General features: G+C 34.3%; 14 protein-coding genes, 1 tRNA gene and 1 pseudogene. 3 read left to right on the top strand and 13 right to left on the bottom strand.

The window, feature by feature from the left end; all coding sequences use genetic code 11:
• Positions 1-705, bottom strand: a 705-nt coding sequence (locus ACJ5GX_RS03325) for an isocitrate/isopropylmalate family dehydrogenase (RefSeq protein WP_495292696.1), incomplete at its 3' end; no start/stop codon positions are given.
• 89 nt (positions 706-794) lie between these two features.
• Here ACJ5GX_RS03325 and ACJ5GX_RS03320 point away from each other — a divergent pair.
• Positions 795-1,331, top strand: coding sequence for an RDD family protein (locus ACJ5GX_RS03320; protein WP_264336163.1), 537 nt, complete (start codon positions 795-797; stop codon positions 1,329-1,331).
• Between the two features lie 74 nt (positions 1,332-1,405).
• On the opposite strand, the pseudogene ACJ5GX_RS03315 reads toward ACJ5GX_RS03320, so the two are convergent.
• The 3 genes and pseudogenes from ACJ5GX_RS03315 to serS all read right to left on the bottom strand — a co-directional run.
• A pseudogene (locus tag ACJ5GX_RS03315) lies at positions 1,406-1,471 on the bottom strand (WPE palindromic element domain-containing protein); the annotation flags it as partial.
• Between the two features lie 183 nt (positions 1,472-1,654).
• Entirely contained in the window at positions 1,655-2,926 is a 1,272-nt protein-coding gene (gene purD, locus ACJ5GX_RS03310; protein WP_052264927.1) for a phosphoribosylamine--glycine ligase, read from the bottom strand.
• Positions 2,927-2,957: 31 nt separating this feature from the next.
• Positions 2,958-4,238, bottom strand: a complete 1,281-nt coding sequence (gene serS, locus ACJ5GX_RS03305; protein WP_052264928.1) for a serine--tRNA ligase — start codon at positions 4,236-4,238, stop codon at positions 2,958-2,960.
• A 127-nt stretch (positions 4,239-4,365) separates the two neighbouring features.
• Here serS and ACJ5GX_RS03300 point away from each other — a divergent pair, with 127 nt between their 5' ends.
• Together ACJ5GX_RS03300 and dusB are read left to right on the top strand one after the other, a co-directional pair.
• A complete protein-coding gene (locus tag ACJ5GX_RS03300; RefSeq protein WP_096097164.1) occupies positions 4,366-5,700 on the top strand; it encodes a hypothetical protein in 1,335 nt (444 codons plus the stop codon).
• A 7-nt stretch (positions 5,701-5,707) separates the two neighbouring features.
• Complete coding sequence (dusB, locus tag ACJ5GX_RS03295) at positions 5,708-6,658, top strand: tRNA dihydrouridine synthase DusB (protein ID WP_010402373.1); 951 nt, start codon at positions 5,708-5,710, stop codon at positions 6,656-6,658.
• A gap of 34 nt (positions 6,659-6,692) precedes the next feature.
• Here dusB and ACJ5GX_RS03290 read toward each other — a convergent pair whose 3' ends face one another.
• The 9 genes from ACJ5GX_RS03290 to ACJ5GX_RS03250 form a co-directional block, all read right to left on the bottom strand.
• Positions 6,693-15,212 carry a DNA-directed RNA polymerase subunit beta/beta' gene (locus ACJ5GX_RS03290; RefSeq protein WP_495292695.1) on the bottom strand — a complete coding sequence of 2,840 codons (8,520 nt, stop codon included), beginning with the start codon at positions 15,210-15,212 and terminating at the stop codon, positions 6,693-6,695.
• A gap of 58 nt (positions 15,213-15,270) precedes the next feature.
• A complete protein-coding gene (rplL, locus tag ACJ5GX_RS03285; RefSeq protein WP_007301986.1) occupies positions 15,271-15,672 on the bottom strand; it encodes a 50S ribosomal protein L7/L12 in 402 nt (133 codons plus the stop codon).
• 26 nt (positions 15,673-15,698) lie between these two features.
• Positions 15,699-16,217, bottom strand: a complete 519-nt coding sequence (rplJ, locus tag ACJ5GX_RS03280) for a 50S ribosomal protein L10 (protein WP_495292694.1) — start codon at positions 16,215-16,217, stop codon at positions 15,699-15,701.
• Between the two features lie 12 nt (positions 16,218-16,229).
• Positions 16,230-16,883: a 50S ribosomal protein L1 gene (gene rplA / locus ACJ5GX_RS03275; protein ID WP_007301988.1), complete on the bottom strand. Its 654-nt coding sequence runs from the start codon at positions 16,881-16,883 to the stop codon at positions 16,230-16,232.
• Between the two features lie 4 nt (positions 16,884-16,887).
• The gene (locus tag ACJ5GX_RS03270; protein WP_007301989.1) at positions 16,888-17,328 is read right to left on the bottom strand and encodes a 50S ribosomal protein L11; all 441 of its coding nucleotides are present in this window, start codon (positions 17,326-17,328) and stop codon (positions 16,888-16,890) included.
• A 2-nt stretch (positions 17,329-17,330) separates the two neighbouring features.
• Entirely contained in the window at positions 17,331-18,167 is an 837-nt protein-coding gene (nusG, locus tag ACJ5GX_RS03265) for a transcription termination/antitermination protein NusG (protein ID WP_052264680.1), read from the bottom strand.
• Positions 18,157-18,357 carry a preprotein translocase subunit SecE gene (secE, locus tag ACJ5GX_RS03260; protein ID WP_007301991.1) on the bottom strand — a complete coding sequence of 67 codons (201 nt, stop codon included), beginning with the start codon at positions 18,355-18,357 and terminating at the stop codon, positions 18,157-18,159. Before secE ends, nusG begins: the two co-directional genes overlap by 11 nt.
• Positions 18,358-18,376: 19 nt before the next feature.
• A tRNA-Trp gene (locus ACJ5GX_RS03255) sits at positions 18,377-18,449 on the bottom strand.
• A 12-nt stretch (positions 18,450-18,461) separates the two neighbouring features.
• Positions 18,462-18,606 (bottom strand): EF-Tu C-terminal domain-related protein (locus tag ACJ5GX_RS03250; protein WP_495292697.1); only part of this gene is annotated, 145 nt, incomplete at its 5' end.

The raw sequence follows: 18,606 nt of genomic DNA, 5'->3' as shown, positions 1-18,606 counted from the left end.
TATGTCTGATAATATGTCGCCATATAGATTTTCAGTTACTATAACATCGAAATTCTCGGGTTCTGTGGCAACACGTGCCATTCCAATATCAACTATATAATGTTCCGCCTTTATATCCGGATATTCTTTTGCAATACGATCAAACGCTGCATGAAAAGCGCCGTCAGTCATTTTCATTATGTTGTCTTTAGTCAGGCAAGTTACTTTCTTTCTGTTATGTTTTTTCGCATATTCAAAAGCATACCTGCATATTTTTTCTGAGCCAGATCTAGTAATAATTTTAGTGCATTGGTACGAGTCACCAGTGAGCCTATGCTCTATTCCGGTGTAAACGTCCTCTTCATTTTCGCGTATTACAACAACATCAAATTTATCGAATTTATTTTCTATAACAGGGTGATACGAAATGCATGGTCTAATGTTTGCATACAGCCCTAAGTTCTTTCTGAGTGCAACGTTTAAGCTTTTGTGCCCTTTACCTTGAGGGGTTGTTGTTGGAGATTTGAGTAATATCTTTGTCCTTTCGATAGATTCCCAACCACTCGGAGAAATTCCATGAGACCATTCCTTACTATAAACACGCTCCCCTATTTCAATAATATCTATTGAGATCTCTGCTTTCGCTTCACGCAATATCGACAGCACCGCTTCCATAATTTCTGGTCCGATACCATCACCATACGCAACTGTGACTGATGTTGACATAACTTCCTTAACTGTAAATGATTTAATGTTAATTCAAATAATAAAGTGGGTCAATGTTGCTAAAATAGCATATTTACGGTTATTTAATAATGAACTTTTATACTGGTTATAGCATTGCAAAATATGGAAAGTGTATGGATACTAAAATAAGTTATGCAAGAGTTACGAGACGCATTTTTGCATTTGCGTTTGATCATATTTTATTAACGGCGATAAAGTATTTTATTGGATTTAACGTTGGATGTACCTTAGGTTCTTTAACACCCAATGCGGTTAAAATAATTTCAGACAACGCAACAATTCTTAATGTAACAGCGCTAATATTGGCATTAGCATTTTATGCATTTACGATAATAGAATTCGGCGGAACTCCGGGACAATTATTGCTTCGTATGCATATAAAAGACAAAAATACACTTGAAAAAATCACTATAACACAAACAATAATCAGAACAGGAACTTTTGGAGTGTTATATTTTATAATTTTTTATACAATATTGAGTATTTCTAGTCTATTTATAATTTTACCAATTATTATCATATTGTTTGCAACATTTGATAAGCATAAACAGTTCCTTAATGACAAAATTGCAAAAACAGTAGTGATAGACTATAAACCTAGTTGATGTTTTTCTTTAGTTGTTATCACCAAGGGTGTTATTCCAGCGCGTGACCCACATCTGTACGAACATTGCAATTAGCAGGTAATTTGCATAATAGACGGTGTCATTCCAGTGCTTGACACTGGAATCCAGTTTTCCATATAATCTCATCGAAAACGTTGTAACCACTTTCTATGCTAGTGTGCTTTCATCAACCTGGATCCCAGTGTCAGCTACTTTCATGACAAGAAAAGAAGCACTGGTTTCACATGAATCTGAACAGATATCATGTTTTTCTTTAGTTTACTGCTTGCAAAGTGACTTTTTTCGTTTCTGCATGAGCTAAATTAACTACCAATATCATACCTGAAGAACCCACCTGACCATTCTAGAAAATTTAATGCTGAGTACACTTTACTTTTAGCTTCTTCCACAGTGTTTCCTTCTCCTACTATATTTAGTACCCTTCCGCCATCGGAAATCCAATTACCATTTTCATCTAGCTTAGTACCAGCATGAAATACTAGCACTCCAGGAATGTTTTCAATTTTATCCAATCCTTTAATTACCTCTCCTTTTTGATAATCACCAGGATAGCCTTTACTTGCAACAACTACACAAACTGTAGTTTTGTGATTAAACTCCACCATTTTTGTATTTAACTTGCCTTCTGCAACTGACAACATCAACTTTAACAAATCACAATTTGGATCAAGTCTAGGTAACATAGATTGTATTTCCGGATCCCCAAACCTAACATTATACTCAAGAAGCTTTGGACTATCTTTGCAAATCATTAAACCAGCAAAGAGTACGCCTTTATAGGATGTTCCCATGTTAGTCAGTGCTTGAATTGTAGGATATATTATTTTTTGGATAATTTTTTGCTCCATCTCCTTACTTATAATCGAAGGTGATGAGTATGACCCCATGCCTCCAGTATTTTGTCCCTCGTTATTTTCACCAACTCTCTTGTAATCTTTTGCACACCCAAGGGTTACTACCTTCAACCCATCAATAAGAGCAAAAAAACTTACTTCCTCTCCAATTAAAAACTCTTCTATGATTATTTCTTCACCTGACTCACCAAGATTTTTCTCCACTAGCATTGAATCTATTGCTGAAAAAGCTTCATTTTCTGTGTGGCATATTATGACGCCTTTCCCTGCTGCAATTCCATTTGCTTTAATTACAAGCGGAAATTTTATTTTATTACTACGGACAAAATTTTTAGCTAACCTTTCATCAATAAAACGCTCATACTTTGCAGTTGGTATACCATACTGTTTACATAGTTCCTTCGTAAAAGACTTTGATGCCTCAAGTTTTGCAGCTGCTTGACTTGGAGCAAAAACATTTATTCCCTCTGCAGCTAAATCATCAGCAAGTCCATTAATTATCGGTTGCTCTGGACCAATAATTACTAGCTCTATATTTTCTTTCTTGCAAAATTGTATAACATCCACTGAATCTTGAATATTTATATTCACAAGAACTCCAAAATTTTCCATGGCCGGGCGACCAGGAGTAACATATAACTTAGTCAAGGTAGGAGACTTCTTTAAAGCCCAAAGTAAAGCATGCTCACGCCCACCAGAACCTATAACCAGAACCTTCATCTTTATTTCCTCGCTTTTCTATATGTCAAAATTATTGTTTGCTTATAACAGTATCATTACTCATGTATCTTTGCAACACGTTTGGTATTGTAACTGACCCATCGGAATTTTGATAGTTCTCCATTATGGCAACAACTGTTCTTCCTATGGCTAAAGCTGAGCCGTTTAAAGTGTGAACGTATTTTTTTGTTTTTCTGTCAGTTTCTAAGAAGTATTTAGTGTTCATTCTTCTTGCCTGGAACGTACCGCAATTTGAGCAGCTTGATATTTCTCTGTACTTATTTTGCTCAGGTAACCATACCTCTATATCATAAGTCTTTTGTGCAGCAAAACCCATATCGCCACTGCAAAGTAGCATTACTCTGTACGGTAATTCTAGTTTTTTTAATATCTCTTCAGCAACACTAGTCATACGTTCAAGCTCGTCTTTTGACTGGTCTTCAGTTGTGATGCTTACCAACTCCACTTTACCAAATTGGTGTTGCCTTATCATACCTCTTGTATCTCGTCCTGCGCTACCAGCTTCTTTACGAAAACATTCTGAATATGCAGTAAAACGAATAGGCAGTTCTTTTTCTTCTATTATTTTGTCAGCAACTAAATTTGTTAAAACTACTTCACTTGTGGGAATTAATCTTAATTTATCGGTAGTTAAATATGAATCATCAAAAAATTTTGGTAGTTGACCAACATTATACATCGCCCTATCCTTTACTAAAACTGGATGATGCACTTCAGTATAACCAAATTCATTAACATGTGTTTCCAGCATAAAATTTATTAATGCTCGTCCAAGCTTAGCTAACTGTCCTTTTAGTATTGTAAACCTTGATCCAGAAATTTTTGCTGCTTGTTCAAAATCCATCAAGCCTAACCTTTCTCCGAGTTCATAATGAAATTTTGGTGTAAAATCAAATTTTCTTCTCTTTCCATATTTTCTGATTTCTACGTTGGAGCTCTCATCTTCACCTGTTGGTACATTTTGTGCAGAAATATTTGGTAAGTTAGATAAAATATCCACTAACTTATTTTTTTCTGTTTGCTCCTTGAGGCTGATTGTCTCTATCTCACTTGTGATGCTTTTTGATAACTTTACTTGTTCTTCACATGGGCTTTTGTTCATTTTAAGCCTCTTTATTTCTTCCGTGACCTCGTTTCGTTGCTTATTTAAAGCTTGCAATTTAGTAGTCAGTGATCTTTTTTTATGGTCAATCTCTAATATTTCTTCTGTAGTAAATTCTTTCACCCCTCTGCTTTTTATTGCTTTTTCAAATCCTTTAGGGTTTTTGCGTATATGTTCTATATCATGCATATGTTGTGCTATTACTAACATCATTACTCTACTTCAAAAGCTTTGAATGCTCAATATTTTTACATATAAATGCTAATATTGATTTTACCTTCATAATTTGCTAGAATTGATAAACGTAAAATATAATATGTTAGCCATCATAGAAAGATACAATAAATCTAAAGAGAGTACTCACTTCACTAAACTTAAGGCTAGTGGAAGATTTGCTGTCTACGCTTTTTGTATATATTTGGCGACTACATTTACCATTGGCTGTTTGGGATTAATAATGGGATCTTTCCTCTTAACCTTACCACTTGCTATGCTCATCTCCAACCCTATAGCTTGGATCTTAATGGGAATAGTGCTTGCAGCGACATACAAGATGGTTATTGAACCTTTATTTTACTTGGTAAAAGGTTATGTTGATGAAAAAGGAACTGTAAAGGAAGAAAAGAGTCCAAAAGAGCAAAAATTCACAAGAAGTAAATCACTGGATAGTGGACTAGATACTATATCAAGACAAACAAATGATTCGGATAAGAGGGTACGTAGAAATTCCTATTCTCCATCTACAGATAGTGGTGTGAGTATGGGCTCAATAGAAAGTGAGCAACCTAAACAAACAAAAATTGTTCGATATAATACTACAGGTGATGGAAACTGCTTTTTTCATGCAGTGTTTGGTGATAGCAGCTCCGGTCAATATAAGGCTGAAAGAGCACAAGATATGAGAATGGAATGGAACAAATTTTTAAGTCAATTTAAATCTTTAGGTGATTCAAGTATGCCAACTCCTTTAAAGGAGCAGCTAGAAAAGGTTTTTAATATGTTTTTAAATAAGCCAGGCGATTTAACTGGTAAGTCTGATAAAATAAGGAAGTTGGTTGAACAAATGAATAAGGAAATTAAAAATGCTGAAGATAATGTAGAAAAGTTAGTGAGTAAAGCTGTTAGTAAACTTAATATATCACGCGATCAAGCTATACATAATTTAAAAGAATATGCAGAAGCTCTTTATGGCCTTGGTGAAAATGAATACAATACCCAGTATAATAGCGAATTTATTACACAATCATTCCTTAACAAACCTGAACTCTATCAAGCTTATCTTGAAGCAATAAAAAGTCAAAGTTATTTTATTTTTATTGAAGAAATTAGTATATTAGCTTCTTTAGCTAATATTGAAATTAATGTTTACTATAAAGATAACAACAGCGAGGAGCAAAAAAAGTTTGAGCCAAATCTACAAATGATAAATGATGATCAACTAAATCAGATATTTAATCGTGAGAGTTATAAATTAAATGACGAGTTGTGGGGTGATAAAAAACAAGAAACGATATACTTAACGCCTGGTCATTATGAGAGGTGCGAGGTGGTAGAGGTAGAGCCTTCTCTTATAGAGAAAGCAAATTCATTTGTGCAAGATGTTATAATAGCAGCTTGTAATAGTGTTAAAAATGCATTTTCTAGCGACTAGAAAGCCTATGTCCCTACAAATAGGAAGTTTGACGATTGATTCTCCAGTTATTTTAGCACCAATGTCTGGAGTGACTGACTATCCATTTAGGAGTATTGTAAAGAAACTTGGTGCAAGTTTGCTAGTCTCAGAAATGATTGCAAGCAGAGCTATGATCATGCAAACTCGCCAGAGCATGCAAAAAGCAAAAGTCGATGAACTAACCGCTGTACAACTTGCTGGTTGTGAGCCTGATGTTATGGCGGAAGCTGCAAAGTTAAATGAGGGCATGGGTGCAAAAATCATAGATATAAATTTTGGTTGTCCAGTTAAAAAAGTTGTAAACGGTTACGCAGGGTCAGCACTTATGCGTGATGAAAAAAAGGCTGCTGAGATAATAGAAGCTGTAGTCAAGGCAGTGAGTGTGCCAGTTACAGTAAAAATGCGTACTGGATGGAATGACGAAAATCGTAATGCTCCGCGCTTGGCAAAAATTGCAGAAGATTTGGGAGCAAAGATGATTACTGTACATGGAAGGACAAGGGCACAGCTTTATAATGGTCAAGCAGATTGGAAATTCGTTAGAAATGTTAAAGAGCAGGTAAAAATTCCAGTTATAGTAAATGGAGATATTAAGAGTTTGAATGATGTTCAAAGTGCACTTAAAGAATCTGGGGCAGATGGAGTAATGATAGGTCGTGGTGCTTACGGCAAACCTTGGCTGATTAATCAAGCAATAAACTTTTTGAGTGGAAATAAAGTTTCTGAGCCAACAGCCTCAGAGAGATTAAGCATAATACTCAAGCATTATGACAGTATTCTTGAGTACTATGGAAGCGATACAGGAATAAAGATGGCCCGCAAACATATAGGATGGTACAGTAGCGGGCTTCAAAACTCATCTGAATTTCGTGTAAGAGTAAATAACATAATAGACAGCACAGAGGTGAAAGAAAATATAATCGATTTTTTTAGTTAAAAACAGATTAAACATACTACCTCATTAGATATATTCAATTTGACTGATCATAGTGCGATGCCACCACACTCTCTTCTTCATCAGAATGTAATTGATAACTATTATCACTCAGCAATTTTTCGTCATAAGTCTCAATATCAAAATATTTTTCATATTTATCTATATTTTCACAAAGCGAAAGTGCTTTCACCTTATTCATAATCAGACCCGTACCAGCAGGAATTAACCTTCCTACTATAACATTTTCTTTTAACCCACTCAAAGGATCACTCTTTCCGCAAAATGCTGCTTCCGTAAGTACTTTTGTTGTTTCTTGGAAAGAGGCAGCAGAAATAAAGGAATTAGTTTCAAGGCTTGCTCTAGTAATTCCCTGCAGAATAGGAAGATAATGAGCAGGTCGTTTTCCAGAGTTATTCATAGCATCATTTTCTCTATCAATTTCCAGCCTGTCAATATTTTCTCCAATTAAGTACATAGTATCACCAGGATCGGTAATTTCTACTTTTTGTAGCATTTGCTTTAAGATCACTTCTAAATGCTTGTTATCTATGCGCACACCTTGCAATCTATAAACTTGCTGTATTTCAGAAATCATATAGTGTGCTAACGCTTCTAACCCAAGCACACGTAGAATATCATGAAGATCAGGATCGCCATCCATCAATAAATCACCTTTACGCACAAAATCACCTTCATTAACTATTACATGCTTACTTCTTGATACTAAATACTCAACTGGAGAAGCTTGCTTATCTACAGGTTTAATTACTATACTGCGTTTTCCTCTACGGTCTTTTTCAGAGAACATTACATAGCCATCTATTTCACTAACGATAGCATGCTCTTTAGGACGACGTGCTTCAAATAATTCTATAACCTTAGGCAAGCCACCAGTAATATCACGAGTTCTAACCGACTCTCTCGGCGTTCTTGTGATAACATCACCTGCATGAACCTTTTGGCCATCCTGTACATTAAGCACTGCACCAACTGGTATAAAGTAACATGCTTCCACACCACTTGAAAGTGTTATTACTTTTTCATTATCATCAAGCAGTGCAATACGAGGACGTAAATTAGCTACACCAGAGTACAATTTCCAATCTTTTACTACTCTATTTGATATCCCTGTAGATTCATCCATCACTTCAGTGATTGAAATTCCATCTTTTAAATCCTGGTAAGATATTGTACCACTCTTTTCCGTAATAATAGGTAGTGTATACGGATCCCATTCCGCAACTTTATCACCAATTTTTACTAACTCACCCTCATTTACATAAAGTTTAGCACCATAAGGCACACTGTGCTTCAATTTTTCACTACCAAGGCTATCAATTAAAACGACTTCACAGGAACGGCTTATCACAATTTTATTTCCGTTTTTATCTATAATTATATTACTATTGTTTAATTTTATTCTAGCATTAATAGAAGCTATAATATTTGAGGATTCAACACCTCTAGTCATTACCCCACCTATATGGAAAGTACGCATCGTTAACTGAGTACCTGGCTCTCCAACAGATTGAGCAGCGATAACACCAACTGCTTCACCTATTGAAACAATTTTACCAGTTGCAAGGTCTCTTCCATAACACAAAGAACACACACCAGGACTTATTTCACAAGTTAAAGGCGATCTAATTTTTATAACATCAAGACCTGCAATGTTGATTTGCTTTACTTTACCTTCATCAATTAGTTCCCCTGCTTTTAATAATAACTCTTTGGTTACTGGGTTATATATATCATTTGCAGCTGTTCTACCCAGTACAACACTCTCTAGAGATGCAACTATAGTACTACCTTCAACTATAGCTCTTACAATAAGGCCATTTTTCGTTTTACAGTCATGTTTTGTAACTATGCAATTTTGAGATACATCAACCAAGCGACGAGTTAAGTATCCAGAGTTTGCAGTTTTAAGTGCAGTATCAGCTAAACCTTTACGCGCACCGTGAGTAGAATTAAAGTATTCAAATACATTTAATCCTTCGCGAAAATTAGAAATTATAGGTGTTTCTATAATTTCACCAGAAGGTTTGGTCATTAACCCTCGCATTCCTGCTAACTGCTTCATCTGGGAAGTAGAACCTCTTGCACCGGAGCTAACCACCATATATATTGAATTGTACTTACTATTTTCATCATACAGAGATATCGCTTTTAACATATCATTCGCTATTATATCTGTGCACTTAGACCACTCATCTATAACTTTATTATACCTCTCACTTTTAGTGATTAGTCCGTCTTGATACTGTGCAGAAAATTTCTTAATTTCACCCCTTGTATAATCAACGTGTGTAGCTTTAGTTTCAGGTATGACCATATCGCAACGACTAAAAGAAGTACCAGAAAATGTAGCATACTCAAAGCCAAGTGTCATCAATTTATCAGAAAATACCACTGTAGCACTTTGACCGCAGCTACGATATACTAAATCAACAATACTAGTTATTTCCTTAACTGTTAATACCTGATTTATTAAATCGAAGCTTAGATTCTCATGTTTAGGAAAAATCTGCCATAATATTAAACGTCCAGGAGTTGTACAAATAGTTTTATACTGAATGTTTCCATCGCTATTGATGTGTTCCATTTTGTACTTTATATGAGAATGAATATGCAGAGTACCGTTGTTTAAGGAATGCTCAACTTCACAAAAAGCACAAAAAAGTGGTAAATCATCCTTCTTAAGTTGCTGTAAAGTTAGGTAGTATATACCAAGCACTATATCTTTACTAGGAACTATAATCGGTCTTCCATTAGAAGGACTTAAAACGTTATTAATTGACATCATCAACACTCTAGCTTCAAGTTGAGCTTCCAATGAAATTGGCACATGTACTGCCATTTGATCACCATCAAAGTCAGCGTTAAATGCTGTACAAACAAGTGGATGAAGCTGTATTGCTTTACCTTCAATAAGGACTGGCTCAAAAGCCTGAATACCAAGCCTATGTAGCGTAGGCGCTCTATTTAGCAAAACAGGATGCTCTTTTATTACTTCTTCAAGCATATCCCAAACTTCTGGCTTTTCTGCTCTTATTAACTTACTAGCAAATTTAATAGTTGGAGCCATTCCATATATTTTAAGCCTTGAGTAAACAAAAGGCTTGAATAGCTCAAGAGCCATTCTTTTCGGTAATCCACACTGATTTAGTTTCAAAGTTGGACCAACAACTATTACAGAACGTCCAGAATAATCTACCCTTTTTCCTAAAAGATTCTGACGGAAACGACCTTGCTTTCCTTTCAGCATATCGCTAATAGACTTTTTATATCCAGTAGCGCCAGCTTTATTTACCAGAGCATTACGACGACTATTATCAAAAAGAGAATCAACTGCCTCTTGTAACATTCTTTTCTCATTACGAATCATAATCTCAGGAGGATTTAAACTTAACAATTTTCTCAATCTATTATTTCGATTAATAATAGTTCTATAATGATGATTTAAATCAGAAACTGCAGGTCGACCACTTTCAAGCGATACCAAGGGACGCAAGTCAGGTGGTAAAATAGGTATAGCTGTAAGTATCATCCACTCAGGTCTGTTTCCAGACTTGATAAAATTTTCAACAATACGTAATCTCTTTATAATTTTCTTTCTTCTCATTTCAGAAGCAACAGACTCTAACTCCTGTCTTAAATTCTTCCTAATTTCATGTAAATCAAGGCGTATTAGCAATTCTCTTATAGCTTCAACACCTTGCATAGCTATAAAGCTATCGACCCCATAGCTATCTTTAGCTTCATTATAAGCTTTCTCACTAATAATTTCACCTTTTTCAAAAGAGGAAACAAGAGGATCTATTACAACATAATTATCACTATACAAAATACTTTCGATATCTCTAAGAGACATATCTAATAATGCTCCAATTCTTGAAGGAAGTGACTTCAAAAACCATATATGAGCAACAGGAGATGCAAGCTCTATATGACCCATTCTTTCTCTTCTTACTTTAGAAGATGTAACTTCTACTCCACATTTTTCGCATATACGGCCCCTATGTCTTCTTTTTTTGTACTTTCCACATAAACATTCATCATCATTGACAGGACCAAAAATTTTAGGACAAAATAATCCACCTTTCTCAACTTTGAATGTACGGTAGTTTGCAGTTGAAACATCTGTTATCTCTCCATAAGACATACGTTTAATACTTTCAGGGCTAGCAATGGAAATGCTAACCTCATTAAAAGATTGCGCGATGTTAGTATGAGATATATCTTCAATTACTATGTCATTTTGCTTCAAATCCACATTAAAACACAAGGAACGCAACTCTTTTATCATGACATTAAAGGATTCAGGAATTCCACATTCAAAGTTACTGTCACCTTTTATTACCGATTCATAAATCTTAACCCTGCCATTAATATCATCAGACTTCACAGTTAACATTTCCTGCAAAGTGTAAGCAGCACCATAGGCTTGCAATGCCCAACATTCCATTTCACCAAAACGCTGACCACCAAAATGAGACTTTCCTCCAAGAGGTTGTTGAGTAACTAAGCTATAAGGTCCTACTGAACGCGCATGAATTTTACCATCTACTAAGTGATGCAACTTAAGCATGTACATGTAACCAACTGTAACTTTGCGATCAAACTTCTCACCCGAGCAACCATCATATAATACAACTTGCCCAGAGTTATCCAATCCAGCAAGTTCAAATAGCTTTACTATTTGTTCATCTTTTGGACCTTCAAATACAGGTGCAGTAACAGGAATGCCATCACGCAACTTATACGCAAATTCAATGAGGTGATTATCATTAATATCGCGAATGTTATTACAAATAGATAAATTACTGCCACAACTATAAACCTCAATCAGGAAGTGACGTAAACTACTGTGTGCATCTTTACAAGAGTTGAAATAATTCTCTACTAATGTAGTCAATTCATTATTTAATTCATCCTTATTAGGCGTATCTAAAATAGAAGCCGTTATTTCATCATCATTAATATCCTCAAATTTTTTATTATCAAGATATAATGCTGCAAATTTTTCAAAATCATCATCACTGAGAGATCTAATTGCCTCACAAAAAGCACGTTTGATTTTATTGATCTCATCAAGAATATTGCCTACTTTTTCTCCTAATTTTTTACAAGCCCAACCTACATGCGTTTCCAATATTTGACCTACATTCATTCGCGAAGGAACGCCAAGAGGGTTAAGAATAATATCAATAGGAGTACCATCTTCTAAATAAGGCATATCTTCTACTGGAACAACTCGAGAAATCACACCTTTATTTCCATGTCTACCAGCCATTTTATCCCCTGGCTGCAAACTATGTTTTACAGCAATAAAAACTTTTACTGACATCGACACACCTTGAGGCAGATCATAGCCTTCATGCAATTTTTCTACTTTTCGCTTAAAGTTTGCTATCGCATGTGATACTTTTTCATCAAAATCTTTTTTTAAGCTCTCAACTTGCTTAGAAATAGATTGGTTTTTCAATCCTATATCCCACCATCCCTCACGTTCAATAAAATTAATACTTTCTCGATCTTGAGAGCCAGAATTAATAAGAATTTTTCTTAATTCATCATAGAAATATTGATTAATAACATTGATTATATGGTCTCGTTCTTTCTCAAAGTCGTTTGCCTCTTTTTGTTTAATAAGAAACGCCCTTTCGTTTTCTTCTTCCCCTCTGCGTGTAAAGACCTGCACATCAATCACTATCCCTTCAATATCTGGAGATGTATATAAAGAGGAATCCACACAATCAAATGACTTTTCACCAAAAATTGTCATTAACAATTTTGTCTCAGGAGGCAATGAAAGAGAATGCTTAGGTGTAACTTTCCCCACCAAAATATAACCTGGACCAACTCTTGTACCAACCTTTACTATACCACTATCATCCAAGTGATAAAGATTTTCTTCATTAACACCGGGTATGGCACGAGTTATTTTTTCCGACCCTAAAGGAGTGTCATGTACAACACATTCAAATTCTTCTATATGAATAGAAGTAAATAGATCTTTTTTAACAACTTCACTAGAAATAATGATTGAGTCTTCAAAATTATAACCTTGCCAAGACATAAAAGCGACTAGCAAGTTTTGGCCAAGTGCCAATTCACCGTTATTAATAGCAGGACCATCAGCTATCACATCACCTTCCTTAACACAATCACCTACATGCACCAGTGGTTTCTGGTTAATACAAGTATTATGGTTAGAACGCTGAAATTTTCTTAGATGATAAATATCTACATCCAAGTAGTTAATTCCTCCTTTGTCAAAAGCACGTATAACTATAGAGTTACTATCTGAGCTGTCAACTATGCCACCACGTTTTGCTAAAACTACAGCACCAGAGCCAGAAGCTACGAAAGATTCCATGCCAGTAGCAACCAAAGGAGCAGTAGGCTTCAATAAAGGTACAGCTTGACGCTGCATATTTGAACCCATTAACGCTCTATTAGCATCATCATTTTCTAAAAATGGAATTAAAGAAGCAGCAACCGATATTACCTGCTTAGGAGATAAATCAATGTAACTTACTTGATTACTATTTACCATTACAAAGGTACCAGCATACCTACAGTATAACATATCATCAACAAAGCAGTTGTTCTCATCAAGCTTTGCGCTGGTATCGGCTATATAATATAAACCTTCATCTATAGCAGACAGATACTCAATTTGATCAGTAACAACCTTATTAACTACTTTCCTATAAGGACTTTCAATGAACCCATATTTATTAATACGAGCGTATATAGCTAAGCTATTAATTAAGCCTATATTCTGCCCCTCAGGAGTTTCAATAGGGCAAATTCTTCCGTAATGAGTTGGATGAACATCACGCACTTCAAATCCCGCCCTCTCTCTTGTTAAACCACCAGGACCTAACGCTGACAACCTTCTTTTATGTGTTATTTCAGATAATGGATTAGTCTGATCCATAAATTGAGATAATTGGGAAGAGTTGAAAAAATCTCTTAAGACATTGGTTAACACTTTTGGATTTATAAAATCAGATGGAGAGACTTTATCTAAACTAGAAGTAGACATAGAATCAACTACTGCCCGTCCCAATTTTAATAATCCAGTTCTAAATTGATTTTCTATAAACTCTCCAACTGAACGGACTCTTCTATTTGCTAAATGATCAATATCATCTACAGATCCTTGACCATCACGTAACAATACTATTTTTCTTATAATTTCAATAATGTCTTCATGTGTTAAAGTAGTTAAATTTTCCTCATAATTTAACCCAAGGCAAGAGTTAAGTTTTAATCTACCAATGTTAGACAAATCATAATATTCCGAACTGAAGAAAAGATTACGAAAAAACTCCTCTACTATCTTTAAAACAGGAACTTCACCAGGACGCAAAACCTTATATATTTCATATAGAGCGTTCTCATAAGACATGTTTTCATCTAAGAAAAGTGTGTTTAATATGTAAGGTCCAACAGAAACATTATCTATGTTCAACACTGATATTTTATCTATAGATAATAATTCAAGCTTTTTTATATCCTCTAATTTTATAGATTCACCAGCAGATAAGACTTTTGTAGAACTAGCACTATCTATTAAATCTTCTGCAAGAAATAAACCACATATAGAATCATAAGGAATTAGATACTCTTTCAATCCGTTATCATATAGATTTTTAGCTAATTTTGAAGTAATACGAACATTGGCTTTAAGTAACACATTGCCTTCAACATTCTTTAAATCAAAAGGAAGCCTCACTCCCTTGAATTTATCAGGGGAAAAAGGTACTCTCCAGCCACTTTTATGTTTTATATACTCTATTTTTTCATAAAATTTATTAAGTATGTCATTATTTGATAAGCCCAAAGCCTTTAATAAAACTGATATTGGCAACTTTCTCTTTCTATCAATACGAAAATACAAATGATCTTTAACATCAAACTCAATATCAAGCCAAGAACCTCTATAAGGAATAACTCTAGCAGAATAGATCAATTTGCCAGAATTGTAAGTTTTTCCCCTATCACTATCAAAAAACACTCCAGGAGATCTATGCATTTGTGAAACGATAACTTTCTCTACGCCATTGATGATGAAAGTACCTTTATCAGTCATCATAGGCAGTTCACAAAAGCGAACCTCCTGCTCTTCAGCAGATTTTATAACAGTTGCAAGCTTAGAATGATCATCATCTTCTTTAATCTCTTGATATTTTTCAAGAGAAACACCATCCTGCATAATAACAAGACGTATAGAAGCAATAACCTGAGCAGAAAAAGTTATACCACGTTTTATACATTCAGATTCACTATACTTAAGATCATCTACCCTACAATTCAAAAATTCGATAGTAGCCCTATGCAAAGGATCAGATATTGGAAAAATTGTATGAAAGATAGCTTCAAGTCTTTCATTACTCTCATTATTAGGAGTAAAGGAATTATATGACCCCTTTTGGACTTTAACCAAATCCAACAAAGAATCTTTTAAATCAATCGACCTGGAATAAGAAACTCTAGGAACAAAAGCACTAGAAGCACACATATAAGAAGAATCAACCATTAAAATACCTTCACTAATTAAAAGAGCTATATCAACATAAAATTAATATACTAACATTTTATTCAAGCTCAACTTTAGTTGCTCCTGCTTCAATAAGTTTTTGCTTTATTTTTTCTGCTTCGTCTTTAGAAACATTAGCAGTCAAATCTTTGGGTAAAGACTCAACTAATTCTTTCGCTTCTTTTAAATTCAATGTAGAATTAACTTCTCTAATAGCTTTAATCACTCCTATTTTTTTGCTTGCATCAATCTCTTTGATTACAACTTTATATTCAGCTTTTTCTTGAGCAACAGGAGCATTAGCATTATCACTAATAGGCACCCCAGCACCAACAGCTCCACCAAGAAAAGAACCACTAGGCAACCCTATTTTTTCTTCTAGAACTTTTACAAGTTCAGAAGCTTCTAATAGATTTAAAGATAATATTTTATCAACCAAATCACTTGTTACATTATTCATACTGACCACCTTATTTAACAACAAATTTATTTTTTAGAACTATGGTAATCCAAAACTCTCATAAGCCTCATAGAAGATGAATTAATAGACAATGCTAACCGAGCAGGAATATCATAAGATATTAAACGCATAATTTTAACACGCAATTCATCCAGAGAGGGAAGCTTAGCCAATTTGTTAACATCTTCCACTGTTAACAATTCATTTATATGAGCCGCACAAATCACAGACATTTTTTCTTTGTTAGCATTAATAAAATCAACTATTAACTTTGCAGCTTCTACTATAGCACTAGAATATATAATAGCAACAGAACCAGAAAATTTACCTGATAAATAAGAAAATTTACCAGTCCTTTCCAAAGCCAAGCAAGCTAGAGTATTTTTAACTACTAACATCCCACCCATTACAGATTTTAGACTATTCCTAAGAATTAATGAATTGCTAACATTCATAGACTTGAAATTTACCAATATTAAGAAATCATTATTTACAAACACATTCATTATGTTTTGTATAAATTCATCCTTATCTTTACGCTTCACAATTTCGCTCCCTTAAATTATATCTTCTACTTTGTTTATTTTATGAGCTTTACCCATAGTTGAATTTAAAAAAACGCTTTTAAAGTAAACTCCTTTCACAGAAGCAGGTTTATTGTCTCTAATTACTTTAAGAAAGGCTTTTAAATTTTCCAGCAAATCATCAATATCAAATTTAATACTTCCTAATTTACCATGAATAACCCCATTTTTATCCGTCCTGAATTTTATTTGACCAGACTTAATGGTTTTAGTAGCTTCCGCAATGTTAGAAGTCACAGTACCAAATTTAGGGTTAGGCATCAGCCCTTTAGCACCCAATACTTTTGCAATAGGAGTGATTTTTGCCATGAAATCAGGAGTAGTGATGCACCAATCAACATTCAACTTTCTACCTTTTTTTATCTCTTCAATTAAATCTTCTCCTCCTGTAATATCAGCACCAGCTTTTTCAGCTTCTAATAAATGTTTATCTTGAGCAAAAACAGCTACTTTAATATTCTTCCCGATACCTTTAGGCAAAACTACTGTACCACGCACCTGCTCTTCAGATTTACGTGAATCTACACCTAAATTGACTGCGATATCAACTGATTCATTAAATTTTGCTGAAGCAGACTCAACAACCTTCTCCAAACATTGCTTAGAATTATCATTATATGTACTCATTTACCTAACCTTCCACAACTTCTATACCCATAGATTTTGCAGTGCCTATAACCATCTTCACTGCTGAATCTTCATTATCCACTTTCATATCAACCATCTTACACTTTGCCACTTTAATGATAGCAGACATAGATAATTTAGCCACTAATTCTTTACCAGAATTACCAGAAGCTTTACTTAATTTAGCTTCCTGCTTAAGCAAATAAGCCACAGGCGGACCGCTGACAGTAAAATCATGAGAGCGATCATCCTTTATGGAAATTCTCACTGTTACTAAATCACCTACTTTATAACTAGCGTTAGCAGCGCTAGTAGCTTTATTAAAAGCTTCACAAAATTTAGGAACAGGTATACCACGCGGGCCAAGTACTGAAGCAATTTTCGGTCCTGGAACTGCTTTTCCAGCTTCCATAAGCAAGTTAATCTTAGCAACTACATTACTCATAATTAATCCTCTATTTTCTCTACTTGAGCCAAATCAAGCTCTATTATTGTTGGCTTACCTAAGATTGATACTTCAACATTAATAATTTTTTTCTCGTCATTTACCATATCTACCTTACCAGTAAAATTTTGAAAAAGACCATCATTAATTTTTACTTTTTCACCTTTCTCATAACCATAACTCAACTTTTTCGTTTCTTGAGCATTGTAAAGCGCACTACACATTGAACGAATCTCATTATCCTCAATCACCTTTGGAACATTACCATTTTTCAAAAATCCATAAACCTTAAGAGATTTTGGTATATTATTAATAAAATTTAATACCTCATCGCATAAATTCATGTATAAAAAGACATAACCAGGAAAGGACTTCCTTCGTTTAGCATTTTTTTTAGATTTTAAATCCATCTCACTTAATTCTTCACAAGGAATAAAAACCCTATTAAAATAATTATTAATATTCAATCTCATAGAATTTTCTAATATATATTGGCGCACTTTCTCTTCATAATTAGAGGCAACTCTTAAAATGTACCACTTATATCTATTAAATTCCTTACGTTTTAAAATTACCTCATCATCTGAAATCATCTCAAAATGACCAGACTCATCACCACAAAACCCAGTCATTTGATTCAAAATATTTTTGCTTTCATCACACAGATGCATACATATATATACTTCACATAACTCTTTTATATCAGATTTTACATCACATACTGTCTGATAAGGAATAAACACCTCCTTAAAGTAAACAGTATTGGTTGCCAACTCGCATATATCCTTCTCATACCCGTAATCGACTTTAATGATATACCATTTATACTTATATTCCATAAATAATTCCAAATAAAGTCTTAATTACGTAAAGAGACATAAAATCTACGAAGCAAAAGAAAATCGAAAAGCATAATATAACAGTTATTACAATAAACAAAGATGACAATACCTGCTGTTTTTTTATCCAAGCAATTCTCCTTATTTCTTGCTTTATATCGCAAAAAAAAACATACAGGTTTTTTAACATTTCTACCATAATATTAATGCAGGAGCGATAGGAATTGAACCTACAACCTCTGGTTTTGGAGACCAGCGCTCTACCAATTGAGCTACACTCCTATAATTCAAAGTTTACTCTAAAATTTCCGAAACAACGCCAGAACCAACAGTTCTACCACCTTCTCTTATCGCAAAACGTAATCCTTTATCCATTGCTATTGGTACTTGCAACTCCACTTCTATACTTACATTGTCCCCTGGCATTACCATCTCCTTT

The organism is Wolbachia endosymbiont of Tuta absoluta (assembly GCF_059414725.1).
The sequence above is the reverse complement of the archived record's forward strand: the minus strand, read 5'-3'. Positions and strand labels throughout refer to the sequence as shown.